Here is an 18,953-nt window from a genome sequence, read left to right on the forward strand (position 1 = left end):
AAGGCCAATTTTATTTGGTTTCCTCTCGGAACTGGCTTACAAAGCCGTGTTCCGATGGCGCTGTGACAGCGTCCAGCTAGAGTGAACGCAAGCCGTAAACGGCTCGCCAAGAATTTTTAAAAAATACGCCGCAGGAGAGATTCGCAATGGCTCAGCAGGGCAGTGGTTATCAGGCTCGCTATAAACGCATTCTACTCAAGCTCAGCGGCGAGGCCCTGATGGGCTCGGAAGAGTTCGGGATCGACCCCAAGGTGCTTGACCGCATGGCGCTGGAAGTCGGCCAATTGGTCGGTATCGGTGTGCAGGTCGGCCTGGTGATCGGCGGCGGCAATCTGTTCCGCGGCGCGGCACTGAGTGCGGCCGGTATGGATCGGGTCACTGGCGACCACATGGGCATGCTGGCCACTGTGATGAACGCCCTGGCCATGCGCGACGCCCTGGAGCGTGCCAATATCTCGGCCATCGTGATGTCGGCTATCTCCATGGTTGGCGTGACCGATCACTACGATCGCCGCAAAGCCATGCGCCACCTGAACTCCAAGGAAGTGGTGATCTTTGCCGCTGGCACAGGCAACCCGTTCTTCACCACGGATTCGGCGGCGTGCCTGCGCGCTATCGAAATCGATGCCGACGTGGTGCTCAAAGCCACCAAGGTAGATGGCGTATACACTGCAGACCCATTCAAAGACCCGCATGCCGAGAAGTTCGATCATCTGACCTACGATGAAGTGCTGGATCGCAAGCTGGGTGTGATGGACCTGACTGCTATCTGCCTGTGCCGCGACCACAAGATGCCGCTGCGCGTATTTAACATGAACAAGCCTGGCGCCCTGCTGAATATCGTACACGGCGGCGCGGAAGGAACTCTGATCGAGGAAGGCCAACAATGATCAATGAAATCAAGAAAGACGCCCAGGCGCGTATGCAGAAATCCCTGGAATCCCTGAGCCATGCATTTGGTCAGATCCGTACCGGCAAGGCGCACCCGAGCATCCTGGGCAGCGTGATGGTGCCTTACTACGGTTCCGACACCCCGCTCAGCGGCGTGGCCAACGTGACCGTGAAGGACTCGCGCACCCTGCAAGTCGTGGCCTTCGAGCGCAACATGCTCGCGGCAGTCGACAAGGCGATCCAGAGCGCCGGTCTGAACCTCAACCCGACCAACCTCGGCGAGTTGTTGTTGATCTCCATGCCAGCCCTGACCGAAGAAACCCGCAAGGGCTTCACCAAGCAGGCGCGCAGTGCCGCTGAAGATGCGCGCGTTGCCGTGCGTAACATCCGTCGCGATGCGTTGGGTGACCTGAAGAAGCTGGTCAAGGACAAGGAAATCAGCGAAGACGAAGAGCGTCGTGCCGTTGCTGATATCGACAAGTTGACCAAGGACGCCGAAGCCAAGATCACCCAGGCTACCGAAGAAAAAGAAAAGGACCTGATGGCCGTATAAGGGGTCAGGACGCCTTTATGGAAAAGACCAAGCAGACTGTGCCCTCCGTGGTGCCGCGCCATGTCGCGATCATCATGGATGGGAATAATCGCTGGGCGAAAAAACGCTTTATGCCGGGTGTTGCCGGGCATAAAGCGGGTGTTGACGCGGTAAGGGCGGTGATTGAGGTGTGCGCCGAGGCCAAGGTCGAAGTGTTGACCTTGTTCGCCTTTTCCAGTGAGAACTGGCAGCGGCCCGCCGACGAAGTCAGTGCCTTGATGGACCTGTTTTTCAAGGCGCTGCGTCGTGAGGCCAAGCGCCTCAATGACAACAACATCAGTCTGCGCATCATTGGTGATCGCTCGCGGTTCCACCCGGAACTGCAAGTGGCCATGCGCGAAGCCGAGGCTATCACCGCAGGCAGTAATCGTTTTGTGCTGCAGATCGCAGCCAATTACGGCGGCCAGTGGGATATCGCCCAGGCTGCGCAACGGCTTGCCCGCGAAGTGCAGGCCGGCCATCTGCGCCCCGACGACATCACGCCCGAACTGTTGCAAACCTGCCTCGTGACCGGCGACCTGCCGTTGCCGGACTTGTGTATCCGTACCGGTGGCGAGCATCGCATCAGCAATTTCCTGTTGTGGCAGCTAGCCTATACCGAGTTGTACTTCTCCGACCTGTTCTGGCCGGACTTCAAACACGATGCCATGCGCAATGCGCTGGCCGATTTCGCTTCCCGTCAGCGTCGTTTCGGTAAAACGAGCGAGCAGATCGAAGCTGGAGCCCGGGTTTAAATGCTTAAACAACGAATCATCACGGCGCTGATCCTGCTGCCGATTGCCTTGTGCGGTTTTTTCCTGCTTGAAGGCTCCGGCTTTGCGCTGTTTATCGGCCTGGTCGTGAGCCTGGGTGCCTGGGAATGGGCGCGCCTGGCAGGCTTCGGCAACCAGTTGCCGCGCGTGGCGTACGCCGCAGTGGTCGCGGTGTTGTTGTTCCTGATGTATATCCTGCCGGACATCGCACCCTGGGTATTGGGGGCGGCGGTGCTGTGGTGGGCGTTGGCAACAGTCCTGGTGCTGACTTACCCACGCACCAGCGGTCAATGGTCCAGCGTGGCCTGCAAGCTGGTGATCGGATTGCTGATCCTGCTACCGGCCTGGCAAGGGCTGGTGGAAATCAAGCGCTACCCTATCGGTAATGAATTGATCCTGGCCGTGATGGTGCTGGTGTGGGGGGCCGATATCGGCGCCTACTTCTCTGGTCGCGCATTTGGCAAGCGCAAGCTGGCTCCGGCCGTCAGCCCGGGCAAGAGCTGGGAAGGCGTATACGGTGGCCTGGCCTTGACGCTACTGATCACGCTGGTGGTCGGTTTGGTGCGTGACTGGTCGGTGAAAGAGGTTCTACTGGCCTTGCTGGGCACCGCTATCGTCGTGTTTATCTCGGTGGTGGGTGACCTCACCGAGAGCATGTTCAAGCGCCAGGCCGGGATCAAGGACAGCAGTAACCTGTTGCCGGGTCATGGTGGCGTGCTGGACCGCATCGACAGCCTCACTGCCGCGCTGCCGATCTTCGCGGTGTTGCTGTGGATGATCGCTTCGTGAGCGGCCTGCAGCAGGTTACCGTACTGGGCGCGACCGGTTCCGTCGGGCTGAGTACCCTGGATGTCATCGCTCGTCACCCGGATCGTTACCAGGTTTTCGCCCTGACCGGCTTCACGCGTTTGCGCGAATTGCTGGCCTTGTGCGTGCGCCACTCACCGCGCTTTGCTGTAGTGCCTGAGGCCGCGGCGGCCCGTGGGCTGCAGGATGATCTGCGGGCTGCGGGGTTGACCACCCAGGTGCTGGTCGGGGAAGCGGGGTTGTGCCAGGTGGCGGCCGACGCCGATGTGGATACCGTGGTGGCGGCGATTGTCGGCGCGGCGGGGTTGCGTCCTACCCTGGCGGCAGTCGATGCCGGCAAGAAAATTCTGCTGGCCAATAAAGAAGCCCTGGTCATGTCTGGCGCACTCTTCATGCAAGCCGTGCGCAAGAGTGGGGCGGTCCTGCTGCCGCTGGACAGCGAGCACAACGCAATCTTCCAGTGCATGCCCGGGGATTTCGCCCGCGGCTTGAGCCAGGTCGGTGTGCGTCGGATTCTGCTGACGGCGTCCGGTGGTCCCTTTCGGCAGACTCCGCTGGCTGAGCTTAAGCATGTGTCTCCCGATCAGGCCTGCGCTCATCCGAACTGGTCCATGGGGCGCAAGATTTCCGTGGATTCGGCGAGCATGATGAACAAAGGCCTGGAGCTGATCGAGGCGTGCTGGTTGTTCGATGCACGGCCTGATCAGGTCGAGGTGGTGATTCACCCGCAAAGCGTGATCCACTCCCTGGTCGATTACGTGGACGGTTCGGTGTTGGCGCAGTTGGGCAACCCGGATATGCGCACGCCGATCGCCAATGCCTTGGCCTGGCCGGAGCGGATCGATTCCGGCGTGGCGCCTCTGGATCTGTTTGCGATTGCGCGCCTGGACTTCGAAGCCCCGGACGAGCAGCGTTTTCCGTGCCTGCGCCTGGCGCGGCAAGCGGCCGAGGCGGGTAACAGCGCGCCGGCCATGCTCAATGCGGCCAATGAAGTGGCCGTGGCGGCGTTTCTCGAACGGCGCATCCGCTTTCCGCAGATCGCGAGTATCATCGAGGACGTCCTGAATCTTGAGCCAGTCGTGGCTGTAAATGACCTGGGAGCGGTATTTGAGGCTGATACCAAGGCCCGAGCCTTGGCCCAGCAATGGCTGGATCGCGACACACGTTAGGGTGGGCGCGTTTGAGCCTTCAGGCATCGGATTGAAATGCGGAGAAATTAGATGAGTGCGCTCTACATGATTGTCGGCACCCTGGTTGCTCTGGGTGTGCTGGTTACCTTCCACGAATTCGGCCACTTCTGGGTGGCGCGTCGTTGCGGCGTCAAGGTATTGCGCTTTTCCGTTGGTTTCGGCATGCCATTGTTGCGCTGGCATGATCGTCGTGGCACCGAGTTCGTGATTGCCGCTATCCCGTTGGGTGGCTACGTCAAGATGCTCGATGAGCGCGAAGGTGAAGTGCCGGCTGATCAATTGGATCAGTCTTTCAATCGCAAGACCGTTCGTCAGCGTATCGCAATTGTTGCAGCGGGCCCGATCGCCAACTTCCTGTTGGCAATGGTGTTCTTCTGGGTTCTGGCCATGATGGGCAGCCAGCAGGTGCGCCCGGTCATCGGTGCAGTCGAGGCGGACAGCATCGCGTCCAGGGCCGGCTTGGTGGCAGGGCAGGAAATTGTTTCCATTGATGGCGAGCCGACCACCGGTTGGGGCGCGGTCAATTTGCAGTTGGTGCGCCGCCTGGGTGAAAGCGGCACCGTCAATGTGGTGGTGCGTGACCAGGATTCCAGTGCCGAAACCCCGCGGGCGTTGGCTCTGGACCACTGGCTCAAGGGCGCCGATGAGCCTGATCCGATCAAATCCCTGGGGATTCGTCCTTGGCGTCCGGCCTTGCCGCCGGTACTCGCTGAGCTGGATCCGAAAGGTCCGGCCCAGGCCGCAGGCCTGAAAACCGGTGATCGCCTGCTGGCCCTCGATGGCCAGGCGCTGGGTGACTGGCAGCAAGTGGTCGACCTGGTACGTGTGCGTCCTGATACCAGAATTGTGCTGAAAGTTGAGCGCGAGGGTGCTCAAATCGATGTTCCCGTGACCTTGTCGGTTCGCGGGGAGGCCAAGGCGGCCGGGGGTTACCTGGGTGCCGGGGTCAAAGGTGTCGAATGGCCGCCATCGATGGTTCGAGAGGTCAGCTTCGGGCCTTTGGCCGCGATTGGCGAGGGTGCGAAACGCACCTGGACCATGAGCGTACTGACCCTCGAATCCCTCAAGAAAATGTTGTTCGGTGAGCTCTCGGTAAAAAACTTGAGTGGACCGATAACCATTGCTAAAGTGGCGGGCGCTTCTGCCCAGTCGGGTGTCGCGGATTTCCTGAATTTCCTGGCTTATCTGAGTATTAGCCTTGGGGTTCTGAATTTGCTGCCCATTCCAGTATTGGATGGGGGGCATCTGCTGTTTTATCTGGTCGAGTGGGTGCGTGGTCGCCCCTTGTCGGATCGGGTGCAGGGTTGGGGGATACAGATCGGTATCAGTTTGGTGGTCGGGGTGATGTTGTTAGCTCTGGTCAACGATCTGGGACGACTGTAACGCTTCGCTGAATTGCGAATCTGCCGCATTTTGCGGCAGTTTGTTTATTGCCAGTTGGAATAAGAAAGGACTTCATGAAACGTCTGCTGCTAACTGCGGTTCTCACCGTATTGATGATCGCCGAAGTTCACGCCGAGTCCTTCACCATCTCCGATATTCGCGTCAACGGCCTCCAGCGGGTTTCCGCGGGTAGCGTCTTTGGTGCCTTGCCGTTGAACGTCGGGGAACAGGCGGATGATCGTCGCCTGGTGGAATCCACTCGTGCGCTGTTCAAAACCGGGTTCTTTCAAGATATCCAACTGGGTCGCGAAGGCAACGTCCTGGTCATCACGGTCGTCGAACGACCTTCCGTTGCGAGTATCGCGATCGAAGGTAACAAGGCCATCTCCACTGAAGACCTGATGAAGGGCCTGAAGCAATCCGGCCTGGCCGAAGGCGAGATCTTCCAGCGCGCGACCCTTGAGGGTGTGCGTAACGAACTGCAACGCCAGTACGTTGCCCAGGGCCGCTACTCCGCGACCGTGGAAACCGAAGTGATCCCGCAGCCTCGTAACCGTGTGGGCCTCAAGGTCAACATCAACGAAGGTACCGTCGCGGCCATTCAGCACATCAACGTGGTGGGCAACACCAAATTCGCTGATGACGACCTGATCGACCTGTTCGAGCTCAAGACCACCAACTGGCTGTCGTTCTTCAAGAACGATGACAAATACGCCCGTGAAAAACTTTCCGGTGACCTTGAACGCCTGCGCTCCTACTACCTGGACCGTGGCTACATCAACATGGACATCGCTTCGACCCAGGTGTCCATCACCCCGGACAAGAAGCACGTCTATATCACCGTGAACGTCAACGAAGGCGAGAAGTACAAGGTTCGTGACGTCAAGCTCAGCGGCGACCTGAAAGTCCCTGAGGACCAGGTCAAGTCCCTGCTGCTGGTGCAGAAGGATCAGGTGTTCTCGCGCAAGCTGATGACCACTACCTCCGAACTGATCACTCGCCGCCTGGGTAACGAAGGCTATACCTTCGCCAACGTCAACGGCGTGCCGACCCCGAATGATGAAGATCACACGGTAGACATCACCTTCGTCGTCGATCCTGGCAAGCGCGCCTACGTAAACCGCATCAACTTCCGTGGCAACACCAAGTCTGCGGACGAAGTGCTGCGTCGTGAAATGCGTCAGATGGAAGGTGGCTGGGCTTCGACCTACCTGATCGACCAGTCCAAGACCCGTCTTGAGCGTCTGGGCTTCTTCAAGGAAGTCAACGTCGAAACCCCGGCCGTACCGGGTGTGGATGACCAGGTTGACGTGAACTACGCCGTTGAAGAGCAAGCTTCGGGCTCGATCACCGCCAGCGTCGGTTTCGCACAGAGCGCCGGCCTGATCCTGGGTGGCTCGATCACCCAGAACAACTTCCTCGGTACCGGTAACAAGGTTTCCATCGGCCTGACCCGAAGCGAATACCAGAGCCGCTATAACTTCGGTTATGTCGACCCCTACTGGACAGCTGACGGTGTGAGCCTGGGCTATAACGCCTTCTACCGCACCACCGACTACAAAGACCTCGACGTCGACGTTGCAAGCTATGCGATCGACAGCCTGGGTGTGGGCGCAAACATCGGTTACCCGATCAGCGAAACCTCGCGCCTGACCTTTGGCATCACTGCGCAACAGGATGAGATCAAGACCGGTGTGTACACTGTGGACGAGATCTTTGACTTCACCCGTCGTGAAGGCGACAAGTTCCTGAACTTCAAGGCGTCTGCCGGCTGGTCCGAGTCGACCCTGAACAAAGGTGTGCTGGCAACCCGTGGTCATTCCCAGAGCCTGACTGCGGAAGTCACCACGCCGGGCAGCGACCTGTCGTTCTTCAAACTCGATTACCGCGGCCAGTTGTTCCAGCCGTTGAGCGATAACTACACCATGCGCCTGCACACAGAGCTGGGCTATGGCGACGGTTATGGTTCGACCGATGGCTTGCCGTTCTACGAGAACTACTACGCAGGTGGTTTCAACTCGGTGCGTGGCTTCAAGGACAGCACTCTGGGCCCACGTGGTACCCCAAGCCGCGGTGTTGACCAAACCGGTAACGTCGGTACTCGCCGCGATGATGACAACGACCCGCTGCCGTTCGGTGGTAACGTGCTGATCCAGGGTGGTGCCGAAATCCTGTTCCCGCTGCCGTTCGTCAAGGACCAGCGTTCCCTGCGGACTTCGGTCTTCTGGGACGTGGGTAACGTGTTCGACTCCAAGTGCGAGCAGATCAAGAACCCAAGCGGTCTGAAGTCCAACACCCAGTGCAACGACGTGAGCCTCAGCAACCTGGCGAGCTCCGTGGGTGTGGGTGTGACCTGGGTGACTGCGCTGGGCCCGTTGAGCTTTGCTCTGGCCATGCCGATCAAGAAACCGGATAACGCTGAAACCCAGATTTTCCAATTCTCCCTCGGCCAGACGTTCTAAGCGTCTGACCCAAGATAACGACAACGGATTCTGTAGGAGTACATCGTGCGTAAGTTGACTCAATTGGTCCTGCTGGCCACTGTGCTGGTAACCACCCCGGCCTTCGCCGAAATGAAAATCGCCGTCCTGAACTATCAGATGGCTCTGCTGGAATCCGACGCGGCCAAGAAGTACGCCGTGGATGCCGAGAAGAAATTCGGTCCGCAACTGACCAAGCTCAAAACCTTGGAAAGCAGCGCCAAGGGCATCCAGGATCGTCTGGTAGCCGGTGGCGACAAGATGCAGCAAGGCGAGCGCGAGCGTCTGGAGCTCGAATTCAAGCAAAAGGCCCGTGACTACCAGTTCCAGTCCAAGGAGCTGAACGAAGCCAAGGCTGTTGCCGACCGTGAAATGCTCAAGCAGCTCAAGCCCAAGCTCGACAGCGCCGTGGAAGAAGTCATCAAGAAGGGTGCCTTTGACCTGGTGTTCGAGCGCGGCGCCGTGATTGACGTCAAGCCTCAATACGACATCACCCGTCAGGTGATCGAGCGCATGAACCAGCTGAAGTAAGCCATGACCGCGACTATCAAACTCGGCGAGTTGGCCGAGTTCCTGGGAGCCACCTTGCGTGGCTCCCCGGAGAAAGAAATCACTGGGCTAGCCACCTTGCAGGAGGCTGGCCCAGCTCAGTTGAGCTTCCTCGCAAATCCCCAATACCGTAAATACCTGGTTGATTGCCAGGCCGCAGCCGTGTTGCTGAAGGCCGCTGACGCTGAAGGGTTTATCGGGGATGCGCTGGTGGTGGCCGACCCGTACCTGTCGTACGCCAAGGCGTCACACCTGTTCGATCCCAAGCCGAAAGCGGCCGGTGGCATTCACCCATCTGCGGTAATTGCCGATGATGCCCAGGTTGACCCTGCGGCCAGCATCGGTGCGTTTGCAGTGATCGAGAGCGGGGCGCGTATTGGTGCAGGTGTCACCGTGGGCGCCCACTGCTTTATCGGCGCACGCTGTGAAATCGGTGCCAATGGTTGGCTGGCCCCACGTGTAACCCTCTACCACGATGTGCGTATTGGTCAGCGTGTGGTCATTCAGTCCGGCGCTGTTATCGGCGGCGAAGGCTTTGGCTTTGCCAACGCCAAAGGTGTCTGGCACAAGATTGCCCAGGTCGGCGGCGTATTGATCGGCGACGATGTGGAGATCGGTGTAAACACTGCGGTGGATCGCGGGGCTTTGGCCGATACGGTGATCGGTAACGGCGTGAAGCTCGACAACCAGATCCAGATCGCCCACAACGTGCAGATTGGCGATCACACCGCCATGGCTGCGTGCGTGGGTATTTCCGGCAGCACCAAAATCGGCAAGCATTGCATGCTCGCCGGCGGCGTCGGGCTGGTGGGGCATATCGATATTTGCGACAACGTCTTTATCACCGGCATGACCATGGTGACTCACTCGATTACCGAGCCGGGGGCCTATTCTTCCGGTACCGCCATGCAACCTGCGGCTGAATGGCGCAAGAGTGCGGCGCGTTTGAGGAAGATCGACGACATGGCACGACGTATCAAACAGCTGGAAAAGCGTGTTGGGGACGTGACCCCTGGCGGTAATGCTTCATCTGAAGGCTGATACCATTTCCATATCAAGTGTGCACAGCCGCTAGACTGCCTCCTTGATTTGCTAGTGGGGCGTGCGCTTAGTTCGCCCGCCCCCAATCTTTATTACAGGCTTCCCCCCGAAATGATGGACATCAACGAGATTCGCGAATACCTGCCTCACCGTTACCCGTTCCTGCTGGTGGACCGCGTAGTGGACCTCAATGTCGAGGAAAAGCGCATTCGTGCCTACAAGAATGTCAGCATCAACGAACCATTCTTCAACGGTCACTTTCCAGCGCATCCCATCATGCCGGGCGTGTTGATCATCGAAGCGATGGCCCAGGCTGCCGGTATCCTTGGTTTCAAAATGCTCGACCTCAAGCCTGCCGACGGCACGCTTTACTATTTCGTGGGCTCCGACAAGCTGCGTTTTCGCAACCCGGTCACTCCGGGTGACCAGTTGATCCTGGAAGCCAGGTTTATCAGCTGCAAGCGCCAGATCTGGAAGTTCGAATGCCAGGCCTCGGTAGATGGCAAGCCGGTATGCTCTGCCGAGATCATCTGTGCGGAACGCAAACTATGAGTTTGATTGACCCTCGCGCAATCATCGATCCGTCGGCCGTACTGGCCGCCGACGTTGAGGTCGGCCCTTGGTCGATCGTCGGCGCAGGTGTGGAAATCGGCGAGGGGACTGTCATCGGGCCACACGTGATCCTTAAAGGTCCGACCCGTATTGGCAAACACAATCGTATCTACCAGTTTTCCTCGGTAGGCGAAGACACCCCGGACATGAAGTACAAGGGTGAAGAAACACGCCTGGTAATCGGTGACCACAACATCATCCGTGAAGGCGTCACCATTCACCGCGGCACCGTACAGGATCGCGCTGAAACCACTTTGGGTGATCACAACCTGGTCATGGCCTATGCGCACATCGGCCATGACAGCGTGATCGGCAACCATTGCATCCTGGTCAACAACACTGCGCTGGCAGGCCATGTGCACGTTGACGACTGGGCGATTCTGTCCGGTTTCACCCTGGTGCATCAGTACTGCCATATCGGCGCCCACAGCTTTTCCGGCATGGGCACCGCCATTGGCAAGGATGTGCCTGCATTCGTGACGGTGTTCGGCAACCCTGCCGAGGCTCGCAGCATGAACTTCGAAGGCATGCGCCGCCGCGGTTTCAGCGAAGAGGCGATCCACGCTCTACGCCGTGCCTACAAGACGGTTTACCGTCAGGGGCTGACAGTTGAGCAGGCGCTGACCGAACTGACCGAGCCGGCAAGCCTGTTTCCGGAAGTCGCGGTGTTCCGTGACTCGATCCAGGCGTCGACTCGCGGCATCACACGCTGATCATGGCCAATCTGCGTATTGCGCTGGTGGCCGGTGAAGCGTCCGGCGATATTCTGGGTGCTGGCCTGATGCGAGCCCTCAAGGCCCAGCATCCTGCGGTGGAGTTTATCGGCGTGGGTGGGCCGCTGATGCAGGCAGAAGGACTTGCTTCCTACTTCCCCATGGAGCGGCTGTCGGTCATGGGCTTGGTGGAGGTGTTGGGGCGCCTGCGTGAACTGCTTGCTCGCCGCAAGCTGTTGATAAAGACGCTGATCGCTGAAAAGCCTGACGTCTTTATCGGCATCGATGCACCGGATTTCACGCTCAATATCGAACTCAAATTGCGTCAGGCCGGGATCAAGACCGTGCACTACGTCAGCCCATCCGTATGGGCGTGGCGGCAGAAGCGGGTGTTGAAGATCCGCGAAGGCTGCGACCTGATGTTGACCCTGTTGCCGTTCGAAGCCAGGTTCTACGAAGAGAAGGGCGTACCGGTACGGTTTGTCGGCCATACCCTGGCCGATGCCATTCCGTTGCAAGCCGATCGTGCTGCCGCGCGTGCCGAACTGGGCTTGCCCGACGGCCCGTTGGTGGCGTTGATGCCGGGCAGTCGTGGCGGTGAGGTAGGGCGCCTGGGGGCGCTGTTTTTTGATGCTGCCGAACGTCTGCAGGCACAAAAACCGGGGGTTCGCTTCGTGCTGCCGTGTGCCAGCCCGCAACGCCGCGCACAGATCGAGACCCTGCTGGAAGGTCGCAACCTGCCGCTGACCCTGCTTGACGGCCAGTCCCATCTGGCTCTGGCAGCCTGCGATGCGGTGTTGATTGCGTCGGGCACTGCCACCCTTGAAGCCTTGCTGTACAAGCGGCCAATGGTTGTAGCCTATCGCCTGGCGCCGCTGACCTTCTGGATTCTCAAGCGCATGGTCAAGAGCCCTTATATCTCCCTGCCCAACCTGCTGGCCCAGCGCCTGCTGGTGCCAGAGTTGTTGCAGGACGATGCAACGCCTGAAGCGCTCGCGCAGACCCTACTGCCCTTGATTGACGGCGGCGAAGAGCAGACCCGTGGTTTCGACGACATTCATCGCACGTTGCGTCGTGATGCCTCGAACCAGGCGGCCGACGCCGTGCTGACCTTGATCGGCCATAAACAGGAAGCCTTATGACCACGCAAATGGGGCTGGATTTCAGCCTGGTTGCCCAAGCTCACGAACTGGTGGCCGGTGTTGACGAAGTAGGGCGCGGCCCGCTGTGTGGCGCAGTGGTCACGGCGGCGGTAATCCTAGATCCGAACCGCCCGATCCTGGGCCTCAATGATTCGAAAAAGCTTACCGAGGCCCGTCGCGAAAAGCTCTATGACGAGATCTGTGAAAAGGCCCTGAGTTGGCATATCGCTCGCGCTGAAGTCGAGGAAATCGACAAACTTAATATCCTCCATGCAACCATGTTAGCCATGCAGCGTGCTGTTGAAGGGCTGCATATCACCCCGAAAATGGCGATGATCGATGGCAACCGTTGCCCGAAGCTTGCGATGCCGTCGGAGGCGGTGGTCAAGGGCGATAGCAAGGTTCCAGCCATTGCCGCCGCCTCGATCCTGGCCAAGGTCAGCCGTGACCGTGAAATGGCTGCGTTCGAACTGATCTACCCCGGCTACGGGATTGGCGGCCATAAAGGCTACCCGACGCCCGTTCATCTGGAAGCTCTGGCTCGGCTGGGCCCGACCCCGATCCATCGCCGCTCGTTTGCCCCGGTACGCCTGGCTTATGAGGCCCGCGAAAGTCTGATCGAGGTTTAGCAGCAAGGCTGATGTTTTTACCAAGGCCCGGTACAATCCGGGCCTTGTTGTTTTCATGTATCAAGACAGGATCACTATGCCGGCTTCATTCGTTCACCTGCGCCTGCACACTGAGTACTCCCTGGTCGACGGCCTGGTACGGATCAAACCACTGGTCAAAACCCTGGTGGGCATGAATATGCCTGCGGTGGCGGTAACCGATCAGAACAACATGTGTTCCCTGGTCAAGTTCTACAAGAACGCCATGGGCGCCGGCATCAAGCCGATCTGTGGCGCCGACCTGTGGCTGTCCAACAAGGACCCGGATAACCCACTGAGCCGCATCAGCCTGCTGGCGATGAACGGCGTGGGTTATCGCAACCTCACTGAACTGATTTCCCGCGGCTTTATCGACGGCCAGCGCAACGGCTCGATCATCATCGAGCGCGAGTGGGTGGCCGAAGCCAGCGAAGGCCTGATCATGCTCTCGGCGGCTAAAGAGGGCGAGATCGGTATCGCGTTGCTGGGCGGTAATCCCCAGGAAGCCGAGGTGCTGGCACGTGAGTGGATGCAGGTATTCCCGGACCGTTTCTACCTGGAAGTCCAGCGTACCAACCGCCCCAACGATGAAGAACATCTGCATGCTGCCGTAGCCCTGGCCGATAAGCTGGGGGCGCCGCTGGTGGCGACCAACGATGTGCGGTTTATCAAGAAAGAAGATTTCGAGGCCCATGAAACCCGCGTGTGCATCGGCGAAGGCCGGGCCCTGGATGACCCGCGCCGCTCGAAGAATTACAGCGAAGAGCAATACCTCAAAAGCGCCGATGAAATGGCGCAACTGTTCAGCGATTTGCCCGAGGCCCTGGAAAACTCCGTCGAGATCGCCAAGCGCTGCAACATCGAAGTGAAACTGGGCAAGCACTTTTTGCCCAACTTCCCGATACCCGATGGCATGACCATCGACGAATACTTTCGCAAAGTGTCATTCGATGGCTTGGAAGAACGCCTCAGCGTCCTGCTGCCCAAGGACACCACTGAAGACTACGAAGCCAAGCGCCAGGTGTATGTCGACCGGTTGAATTTCGAGCTGGATATCATCATCCAGATGGGATTCCCTGGCTACTTCCTGATCGTAATGGACTTTATCCAGTGGGCCAAAAACAACGGCGTACCGGTAGGTCCCGGCCGGGGGTCAGGTGCTGGCTCGCTGGTGGCCTATGTTCAGAAGATTACCGACCTTGACCCGCTGGAATATGACCTGCTGTTCGAACGGTTCCTGAACCCGGAACGGGTGTCGATGCCCGACTTCGACGTCGACTTCTGCATGGATGGTCGTGACCGCGTGATTGAATACGTGGCCGAGAAATACGGCCGCAACGCGGTAAGTCAGATCATCACCTTCGGTTCCATGGCGGCGAAAGCGGTAATTCGCGACGTGGCGCGGGTGCAGGGCAAGTCCTACGGCCTGGCCGACCGCCTGTCGAAGATGATCCCGTTCGAAGTCGGCATGACCCTGGAAAAAGCCTACGAGCAGGAAGAAATCCTGCGCGACTTTATCAAGGTCGATGAAGAAGCCGCCGAAATCTGGGACATGGCGCGCAAGCTCGAAGGCGTGGTGCGTAACGTCGGTAAACACGCCGGTGGTGTGGTCATCGCGCCGACCAAGCTCACCGACTTTTCACCGATCTACTGCGATGAAGAAGGCGACGGCCTGGTCACCCAGTTCGACAAGGATGACGTGGAGGCGGCCGGCCTGGTGAAGTTCGACTTCCTCGGCCTGCGTACCCTGACGATCATCGACTGGGCACTCAAGACCATCAACCGCGACCGCGCCAAGGTCGGCGAAGAACCGCTGGATATCGCGTTTATTCCGCTGGACGACAAACCGACCTACAGCCTGCTGCAAAAGGCCGAAACCACGGCGGTGTTCCAGCTTGAATCCCGGGGCATGAAAGAGCTGATCAAAAAGCTCAAGCCCGACTGCCTGGAAGACTTGATCGCACTGGTGGCGCTGTTCCGTCCGGGCCCGCTGCAATCGGGCATGGTGGATGACTTCATCAACCGCAAGCACGGTCGCGCCGAGCTGGCTTACCCGCACTCCGACTATCAATACGAGGGCCTCAAGCCTGTATTGGCGCCGACGTACGGCATCATCCTGTATCAGGAACAGGTGATGCAGATCGCCCAGGTAATGGCCGGCTACACCCTCGGTGGTGCGGACATGCTGCGTCGCGCAATGGGTAAAAAGAAACCCGAGGAAATGGCCAAGCAGCGCGGCGGTTTCATTGAAGGTTGCGCCACCAACAACATCGACGCCGACCTGGCCGGTAACATCTTCGACCTGGTAGAAAAATTCGCCGGTTATGGTTTCAACAAATCCCACTCCGCCGCCTATGGCCTGGTGTCGTACCAGACCGCCTGGCTGAAAGCCCACTACCCGGCGCCGTTCATGGCTGCGGTACTGTCGGCCGATATGCACAACACCGACAAGGTCGTGACCTTGATCGAGGAAGTGCGCACCATGAAGCTGCGCCTGGATGCGCCGGACGTGAACGCCTCTGAGTTCAAGTTCACGGTGAATGACGAAGGTCGCATCATCTATGGCCTCGGCGCGATCAAGGGCGTGGGCGAAGGCCCGGTGGAGGCCATCACCGAAGCGCGTCAGGATGGGCCATTCAAGGACCTGTTCGACTTCTGCGCGCGTGTTGACCTCAAACGCATCAACAAGCGTACCCTTGATGGCTTGATCCGCAGCGGCGCGCTCGACCGTCTCGGCCCGTATTTCCATGATGAGCCGAAGGCTTACCAGGCCAATATCGACCGTAACCGTGCGGTGCTGCTCACCGCCATGGAAGAGGCGATCAAGGCTGCCGAACAGACTGCCCGCACCCATGACAGCGGCCACGCCGACCTGTTTGGCGGGTTGTTCGTCGAAGAGGATGCGGATGTCTACGCCAATCATCGCAAGGCCAAGGAGCTGACCCTCAAGGAACGCCTCAAAGGTGAGAAAGACACCTTGGGCCTGTACCTCACCGGCCACCCGATTGACGAGTACGAAGGCGAAATCCGCCGTTTCGCCCGCCAGCGCATTATCGACCTCAAGCCCGCGCGGGATACCCAGACCGTCGCCGGCATGATCATCGCCCTGCGGGTGATGAAAAATAAAAAGGGCGACAAAATGGGTTTCATCACCCTGGATGACCGCTCGGGCCGGATCGAAGCGTCACTGTTTGCCGACGCGTTCCACTCCGCCCAGTCACTTTTGCAGACCGACGCCATGGTGGTGGTGGAAGGGGAGGTCAGCAATGATGACTTCTCCGGTGGCCTGCGCCTGCGTATCAAACGGGTGATGAGCATGGAAGATGCGCGCACCAACCTGGCCGAAAGCCTGCGCTTGAAGGTCAAGACCGAAGCGCTCAAGGGCGATCAGCTACGCTGGTTGGGTGACCTGCTCAAGCGCCACCGCGGCGCGTGCCCGGTAACCATGGAGTACACCGGCAGCGACGCCAAGGCCATGTTGCAGTTTGGTGAGACGTGGCGGATTGATCCGGCTGATGGCTTGATTCAAGCTTTGCGTGACCAGTTCGGGCGAGACAACGTCTTCCTCCAATACCGTTGACGGTCAGTACCCCTGACCTCGGCTGAACATTTAATCTCGACCTAAACGCGCCTCTCCCTTAAGGTAGGGCGCGAATAGACAACCGGCTGGCCAGGCACTCCTTGGCCGTCGACCCAAGACGGACGCTTATGAACCCGAATTTTCTTGATTTCGAACAGCCGATCGCTGACCTGCAAGCCAAGATCGAAGAGCTGCGCCTGGTCGGCAATGACAATTCGCTGAATATCGGCGACGAAATCGCTCGCCTGCAAGACAAAAGCAGCACGCTCACCGAAGACATCTTCGGCAAGCTGACCAGTTGGCAGATCGCGCGCCTGGCTCGCCACCCGCGCCGTCCGTACACCCTGGACTACATCGAACACATCTTCACCGAGTTCGATGAGCTGCACGGCGACCGCCACTTCTCCGACGACGCGGCCATTGTGGGCGGTATCGCTCGCCTGGACGACCAGCCGGTAATGGTGATCGGCCATCAGAAAGGCCGTGAAGTGCGCGAGAAAGTCCGTCGCAACTTCGGTATGCCGCGTCCGGAAGGCTACCGCAAGGCTTGCCGCCTGATGGAAATGGCCGAGCGCTTCAAGATGCCGATCCTGACCTTCATCGACACTCCGGGCGCATACCCGGGTATCGACGCCGAAGAGCGCAACCAGAGTGAAGCGATTGCCTGGAACCTGCGCGTCATGGCTCGCCTGAAAACCCCGATCATCGCCACCGTGATCGGTGAAGGTGGTTCCGGCGGTGCGCTGGCCATTGGCGTGTGCGACCAGTTGAACATGCTGCAATATTCGACCTACGCGGTGATTTCGCCGGAAGGTTGCGCCTCGATCCTGTGGAAAACCGCAGAAAAGGCGCCGGATGCGGCTGAAGCCATGGGCATCACCGCCGATCGCCTCAAGGGCCTGGGTATCGTGGACAAAGTGATCGCCGAGCCACTGGGCGGCGCCCACCGTGACCCGGCCGCGGCTGCCGCGACCATCCGTGCTGAACTGGGCTCGCAACTGGCGATGCTCAAGAAGCTGGATAACGAAGCGCTGCTGGCCCGTCGTTACGAACGCCTTATGAGCTACGGTCTCTAAAGTCTACGCCGTAACTCAATGTGGGAGGGGGCTTGCTCCCGGTAGCGGTGGATCAGTCACCAGATGCAGTGACTGACACTCAGCAATCGGGAGCAAGCCCCCTCCCACATTTGCTTTGTGTATGCTCGGCTTATGTATTCCAGATTTGCGGCGGTGACATCCGATGAAACCGGCTCTACCCGCCAGACTCCTGAAAACCCTGGCCCCCTGGCGCAATGCTCCGGCCTGGCGCATTGCATTCTCCGGTGGCCTCGACTCCACCGTCCTGCTGCACCTTCTGGCTTCCCTGGCAAACACCGAAACCCTGCCGCCCATCAGCGCTGTGCATGTCCATCATGGGCTGCAAGCGGCCGCTGACGCCTGGCCCAGTCATTGCCAAGCGTTATGTGACAGCCTGGGCATACCTTTGCAGGTCTTGCGTGTGCAGGTGCAACCCGGTGCCAGCCTGGAGCGTGCCGCGCGTAACGCACGTTACCAGGCGTTTACCGAGGTGATCGGGGCAGGGGAGGTGCTGCTCACCGCCCAGCATCGCGACGATCAAGCCGAGACCCTGCTGTTCCGCCTGTTACGCGGAGCCGGAGTGCGTGGGTTGGCGGCAATGCCCGAGCGTCGCCCGTTGGCGACGGGGCACTTGGTGCGGCCATTGCTGGCGGTTTCCCGGGGAGCATTGGAAGCCTACGCCCACGAACACCAATTGAAGTGGATTGAAGACCCTTCGAACGCCGATCCACGGTTCTCGCGCAATTACCTGCGTCGCCAAGTCTTTCCAACGCTGACGCAGCGCTGGCCTCAGGCAGTATCAAGCCTGGCGCGCACTGCCGAGCACCTGAGTGAAGCCCAGGGCCTGCTCGACGAACTGGCGCACATGGATCTGACCGCCGCCGATCAGCCTTCAGCGTTTCCCTGGCTGCCTTTGCCTTCCTTGGTCCTTGCTCCGTTGCGCGATCTTTCCGATGCGCGCCAGCGCAATGCCTTGCGTCATTGGCTGAATCCCCTGACTCGTCTGCCCGACAGTGACCACTGGGCCAGTTGGTACGCCCTGCGCGATGCCAAGGGGGACGCACAGCCGTTATGGCGCCTGGCCGACGGTCAGCTTCATCGTTGCGGCGAACGCATTTGGTGGCTGCCTTCCACGTGGTCGGAATTTTCCGACGTGTCGGTGAGCTGGCCCGATCCGCGAAATCCACTAGAGTTACCCGGGAACGGCCAACTGATGTTTGCCGGCAAGGCTCCCGAGGGACCCTTGTCGATTCGTTATCGCCAGGGTGGCGAAATCGTCGAAGTGCCAGGTCGAGGCCGGCGTGATCTCAAGCGCCTGTTGAATGAAAGTGGTATGCCGGGCTTCGTCCGTGGCAGATTGCCGCTGGTCTATCGGGGCGAGCAATTGCTGGCTGTACCAACGCTTGCGGGGCTGAGGGCCAGTCCGCTGGATGACTGGCAATTACATTGGTTGCCACAGACCTGCGATCAAGGTTTGAGCTGATAGCGCCTTTCCGGT

Annotated in this window: 16 protein-coding genes; all 16 read left to right on the top strand. The window is 59.4% G+C overall.

The genetic code is table 11. The features are described 5' to 3' along the window. Positions 1 to 146: 146 nt before the first annotated feature. The 16 genes from pyrH to tilS all read left to right on the top strand — a co-directional run bounded on the left by pyrH (position 147) and on the right by tilS (position 18,938). The gene (gene pyrH, locus E3O56_RS09195; protein WP_003189161.1) at positions 147 to 890 is read left to right on the top strand and encodes a UMP kinase; all 744 of its coding nucleotides are present in this window, start codon (positions 147 to 149) and stop codon (positions 888 to 890) included. Continuing rightward, on the top strand, positions 887 to 1,444 hold the full coding sequence (gene frr / locus E3O56_RS09200) for a ribosome recycling factor (RefSeq protein WP_032877376.1): 558 nt from the start codon (positions 887 to 889) through the stop codon (positions 1,442 to 1,444). The genes pyrH and frr overlap by 4 nt, the downstream gene beginning before the upstream one ends. A gap of 17 nt (positions 1,445 to 1,461) precedes the next feature. Continuing rightward, positions 1,462 to 2,217: a polyprenyl diphosphate synthase gene (uppS, locus tag E3O56_RS09205; protein ID WP_032877375.1), complete on the top strand. Its 756-nt coding sequence runs from the start codon at positions 1,462 to 1,464 to the stop codon at positions 2,215 to 2,217. Further along, positions 2,218 to 3,024 carry a phosphatidate cytidylyltransferase gene (locus tag E3O56_RS09210; RefSeq protein ID WP_248128118.1) on the top strand — a complete coding sequence of 269 codons (807 nt, stop codon included), beginning with the start codon at positions 2,218 to 2,220 and terminating at the stop codon, positions 3,022 to 3,024. After that, entirely contained in the window at positions 3,021 to 4,211 is a 1,191-nt protein-coding gene (ispC, locus tag E3O56_RS09215) for a 1-deoxy-D-xylulose-5-phosphate reductoisomerase (protein WP_248128222.1), read from the top strand. Before E3O56_RS09210 ends, ispC begins: the two co-directional genes overlap by 4 nt. 51 nt (positions 4,212 to 4,262) lie before the next feature. Next, positions 4,263 to 5,615, top strand: coding sequence for a sigma E protease regulator RseP (rseP, locus tag E3O56_RS09220; RefSeq protein WP_103733453.1), 1,353 nt, complete (start codon positions 4,263 to 4,265; stop codon positions 5,613 to 5,615). Between the two features lie 74 nt (positions 5,616 to 5,689). Beyond that, positions 5,690 to 8,077: an outer membrane protein assembly factor BamA gene (gene bamA, locus E3O56_RS09225; protein ID WP_078820469.1), complete on the top strand. Its 2,388-nt coding sequence runs from the start codon at positions 5,690 to 5,692 to the stop codon at positions 8,075 to 8,077. A gap of 45 nt (positions 8,078 to 8,122) precedes the next feature. After that, positions 8,123 to 8,626, top strand: a complete 504-nt coding sequence (locus tag E3O56_RS09230) for an OmpH family outer membrane protein (protein ID WP_003172279.1) — start codon at positions 8,123 to 8,125, stop codon at positions 8,624 to 8,626. Positions 8,627 to 8,629: 3 nt separating this feature from the next. Beyond that, a complete protein-coding gene (gene lpxD / locus E3O56_RS09235) occupies positions 8,630 to 9,685 on the top strand; it encodes a UDP-3-O-(3-hydroxymyristoyl)glucosamine N-acyltransferase (protein ID WP_005785724.1) in 1,056 nt (351 codons plus the stop codon). A 111-nt stretch (positions 9,686 to 9,796) separates the two neighbouring features. Beyond that, on the top strand, positions 9,797 to 10,237 hold the full coding sequence (gene fabZ, locus E3O56_RS09240) for a 3-hydroxyacyl-ACP dehydratase FabZ (protein WP_005785726.1): 441 nt from the start codon (positions 9,797 to 9,799) through the stop codon (positions 10,235 to 10,237). Continuing rightward, positions 10,234 to 11,010, top strand: coding sequence for an acyl-ACP--UDP-N-acetylglucosamine O-acyltransferase (gene lpxA / locus E3O56_RS09245; RefSeq protein ID WP_228309471.1), 777 nt, complete (start codon positions 10,234 to 10,236; stop codon positions 11,008 to 11,010). The genes fabZ and lpxA overlap by 4 nt, the downstream gene beginning before the upstream one ends. A gap of 2 nt (positions 11,011 to 11,012) precedes the next feature. After that, positions 11,013 to 12,152, top strand: coding sequence for a lipid-A-disaccharide synthase (gene lpxB / locus E3O56_RS09250; RefSeq protein ID WP_248128119.1), 1,140 nt, complete (start codon positions 11,013 to 11,015; stop codon positions 12,150 to 12,152). Beyond that, entirely contained in the window at positions 12,149 to 12,781 is a 633-nt protein-coding gene (gene rnhB / locus E3O56_RS09255; protein WP_032877370.1) for a ribonuclease HII, read from the top strand. The genes lpxB and rnhB overlap by 4 nt, the downstream gene beginning before the upstream one ends. Before the next feature lie 76 nt (positions 12,782 to 12,857). Next, on the top strand, positions 12,858 to 16,379 hold the full coding sequence (gene dnaE, locus E3O56_RS09260; protein ID WP_032877369.1) for a DNA polymerase III subunit alpha: 3,522 nt from the start codon (positions 12,858 to 12,860) through the stop codon (positions 16,377 to 16,379). Positions 16,380 to 16,507: 128 nt separating this feature from the next. Then, positions 16,508 to 17,455: an acetyl-CoA carboxylase carboxyltransferase subunit alpha gene (locus E3O56_RS09265; RefSeq protein ID WP_003189182.1), complete on the top strand. Its 948-nt coding sequence runs from the start codon at positions 16,508 to 16,510 to the stop codon at positions 17,453 to 17,455. A gap of 163 nt (positions 17,456 to 17,618) precedes the next feature. Further along, positions 17,619 to 18,938 (top strand): tRNA lysidine(34) synthetase TilS, encoded by a 1,320-nt coding sequence (tilS, locus tag E3O56_RS09270; RefSeq protein WP_248128120.1) that lies wholly within the window; start codon positions 17,619 to 17,621, stop codon positions 18,936 to 18,938. The last annotated feature ends 15 nt before the right edge of the window (positions 18,939 to 18,953 follow it).

Origin of the sequence: Pseudomonas sp. W2Aug9, from assembly GCF_023127755.1 — a bacterium.
In the GTDB taxonomy this organism is placed as follows: domain Bacteria; phylum Pseudomonadota; class Gammaproteobacteria; order Pseudomonadales; family Pseudomonadaceae; genus Aquipseudomonas; species Aquipseudomonas synxantha_A.

What these genes read in the sequence shown, in the direction of transcription:
- lpxA (WP_228309471.1), top strand. Translation starts at nt 10,234, where the DNA reads ATGAGTTTGATTGACCCTCGCGCAATCATCGATCCGTCGGCCGTACTG.
- uppS (WP_032877375.1), top strand. Translation starts at nt 1,462, where the DNA reads ATGGAAAAGACCAAGCAGACTGTGCCCTCCGTGGTGCCGCGCCATGTC.
- pyrH (WP_003189161.1), top strand. Translation starts at nt 147, where the DNA reads ATGGCTCAGCAGGGCAGTGGTTATCAGGCTCGCTATAAACGCATTCTA.
- rnhB (WP_032877370.1), top strand. Translation starts at nt 12,149, where the DNA reads ATGACCACGCAAATGGGGCTGGATTTCAGCCTGGTTGCCCAAGCTCAC.
- bamA (WP_078820469.1), top strand. Translation starts at nt 5,690, where the DNA reads ATGAAACGTCTGCTGCTAACTGCGGTTCTCACCGTATTGATGATCGCC.
- frr (WP_032877376.1), top strand. Translation starts at nt 887, where the DNA reads ATGATCAATGAAATCAAGAAAGACGCCCAGGCGCGTATGCAGAAATCC.
- dnaE (WP_032877369.1), top strand. Translation starts at nt 12,858, where the DNA reads ATGCCGGCTTCATTCGTTCACCTGCGCCTGCACACTGAGTACTCCCTG.
- tilS (WP_248128120.1), top strand. Translation starts at nt 17,619, where the DNA reads ATGAAACCGGCTCTACCCGCCAGACTCCTGAAAACCCTGGCCCCCTGG.
- E3O56_RS09210 (WP_248128118.1), top strand. Translation starts at nt 2,218, where the DNA reads ATGCTTAAACAACGAATCATCACGGCGCTGATCCTGCTGCCGATTGCC.
- lpxD (WP_005785724.1), top strand. Translation starts at nt 8,630, where the DNA reads ATGACCGCGACTATCAAACTCGGCGAGTTGGCCGAGTTCCTGGGAGCC.
- rseP (WP_103733453.1), top strand. Translation starts at nt 4,263, where the DNA reads ATGAGTGCGCTCTACATGATTGTCGGCACCCTGGTTGCTCTGGGTGTG.
- fabZ (WP_005785726.1), top strand. Translation starts at nt 9,797, where the DNA reads ATGATGGACATCAACGAGATTCGCGAATACCTGCCTCACCGTTACCCG.
- E3O56_RS09265 (WP_003189182.1), top strand. Translation starts at nt 16,508, where the DNA reads ATGAACCCGAATTTTCTTGATTTCGAACAGCCGATCGCTGACCTGCAA.
- lpxB (WP_248128119.1), top strand. Translation starts at nt 11,013, where the DNA reads ATGGCCAATCTGCGTATTGCGCTGGTGGCCGGTGAAGCGTCCGGCGAT.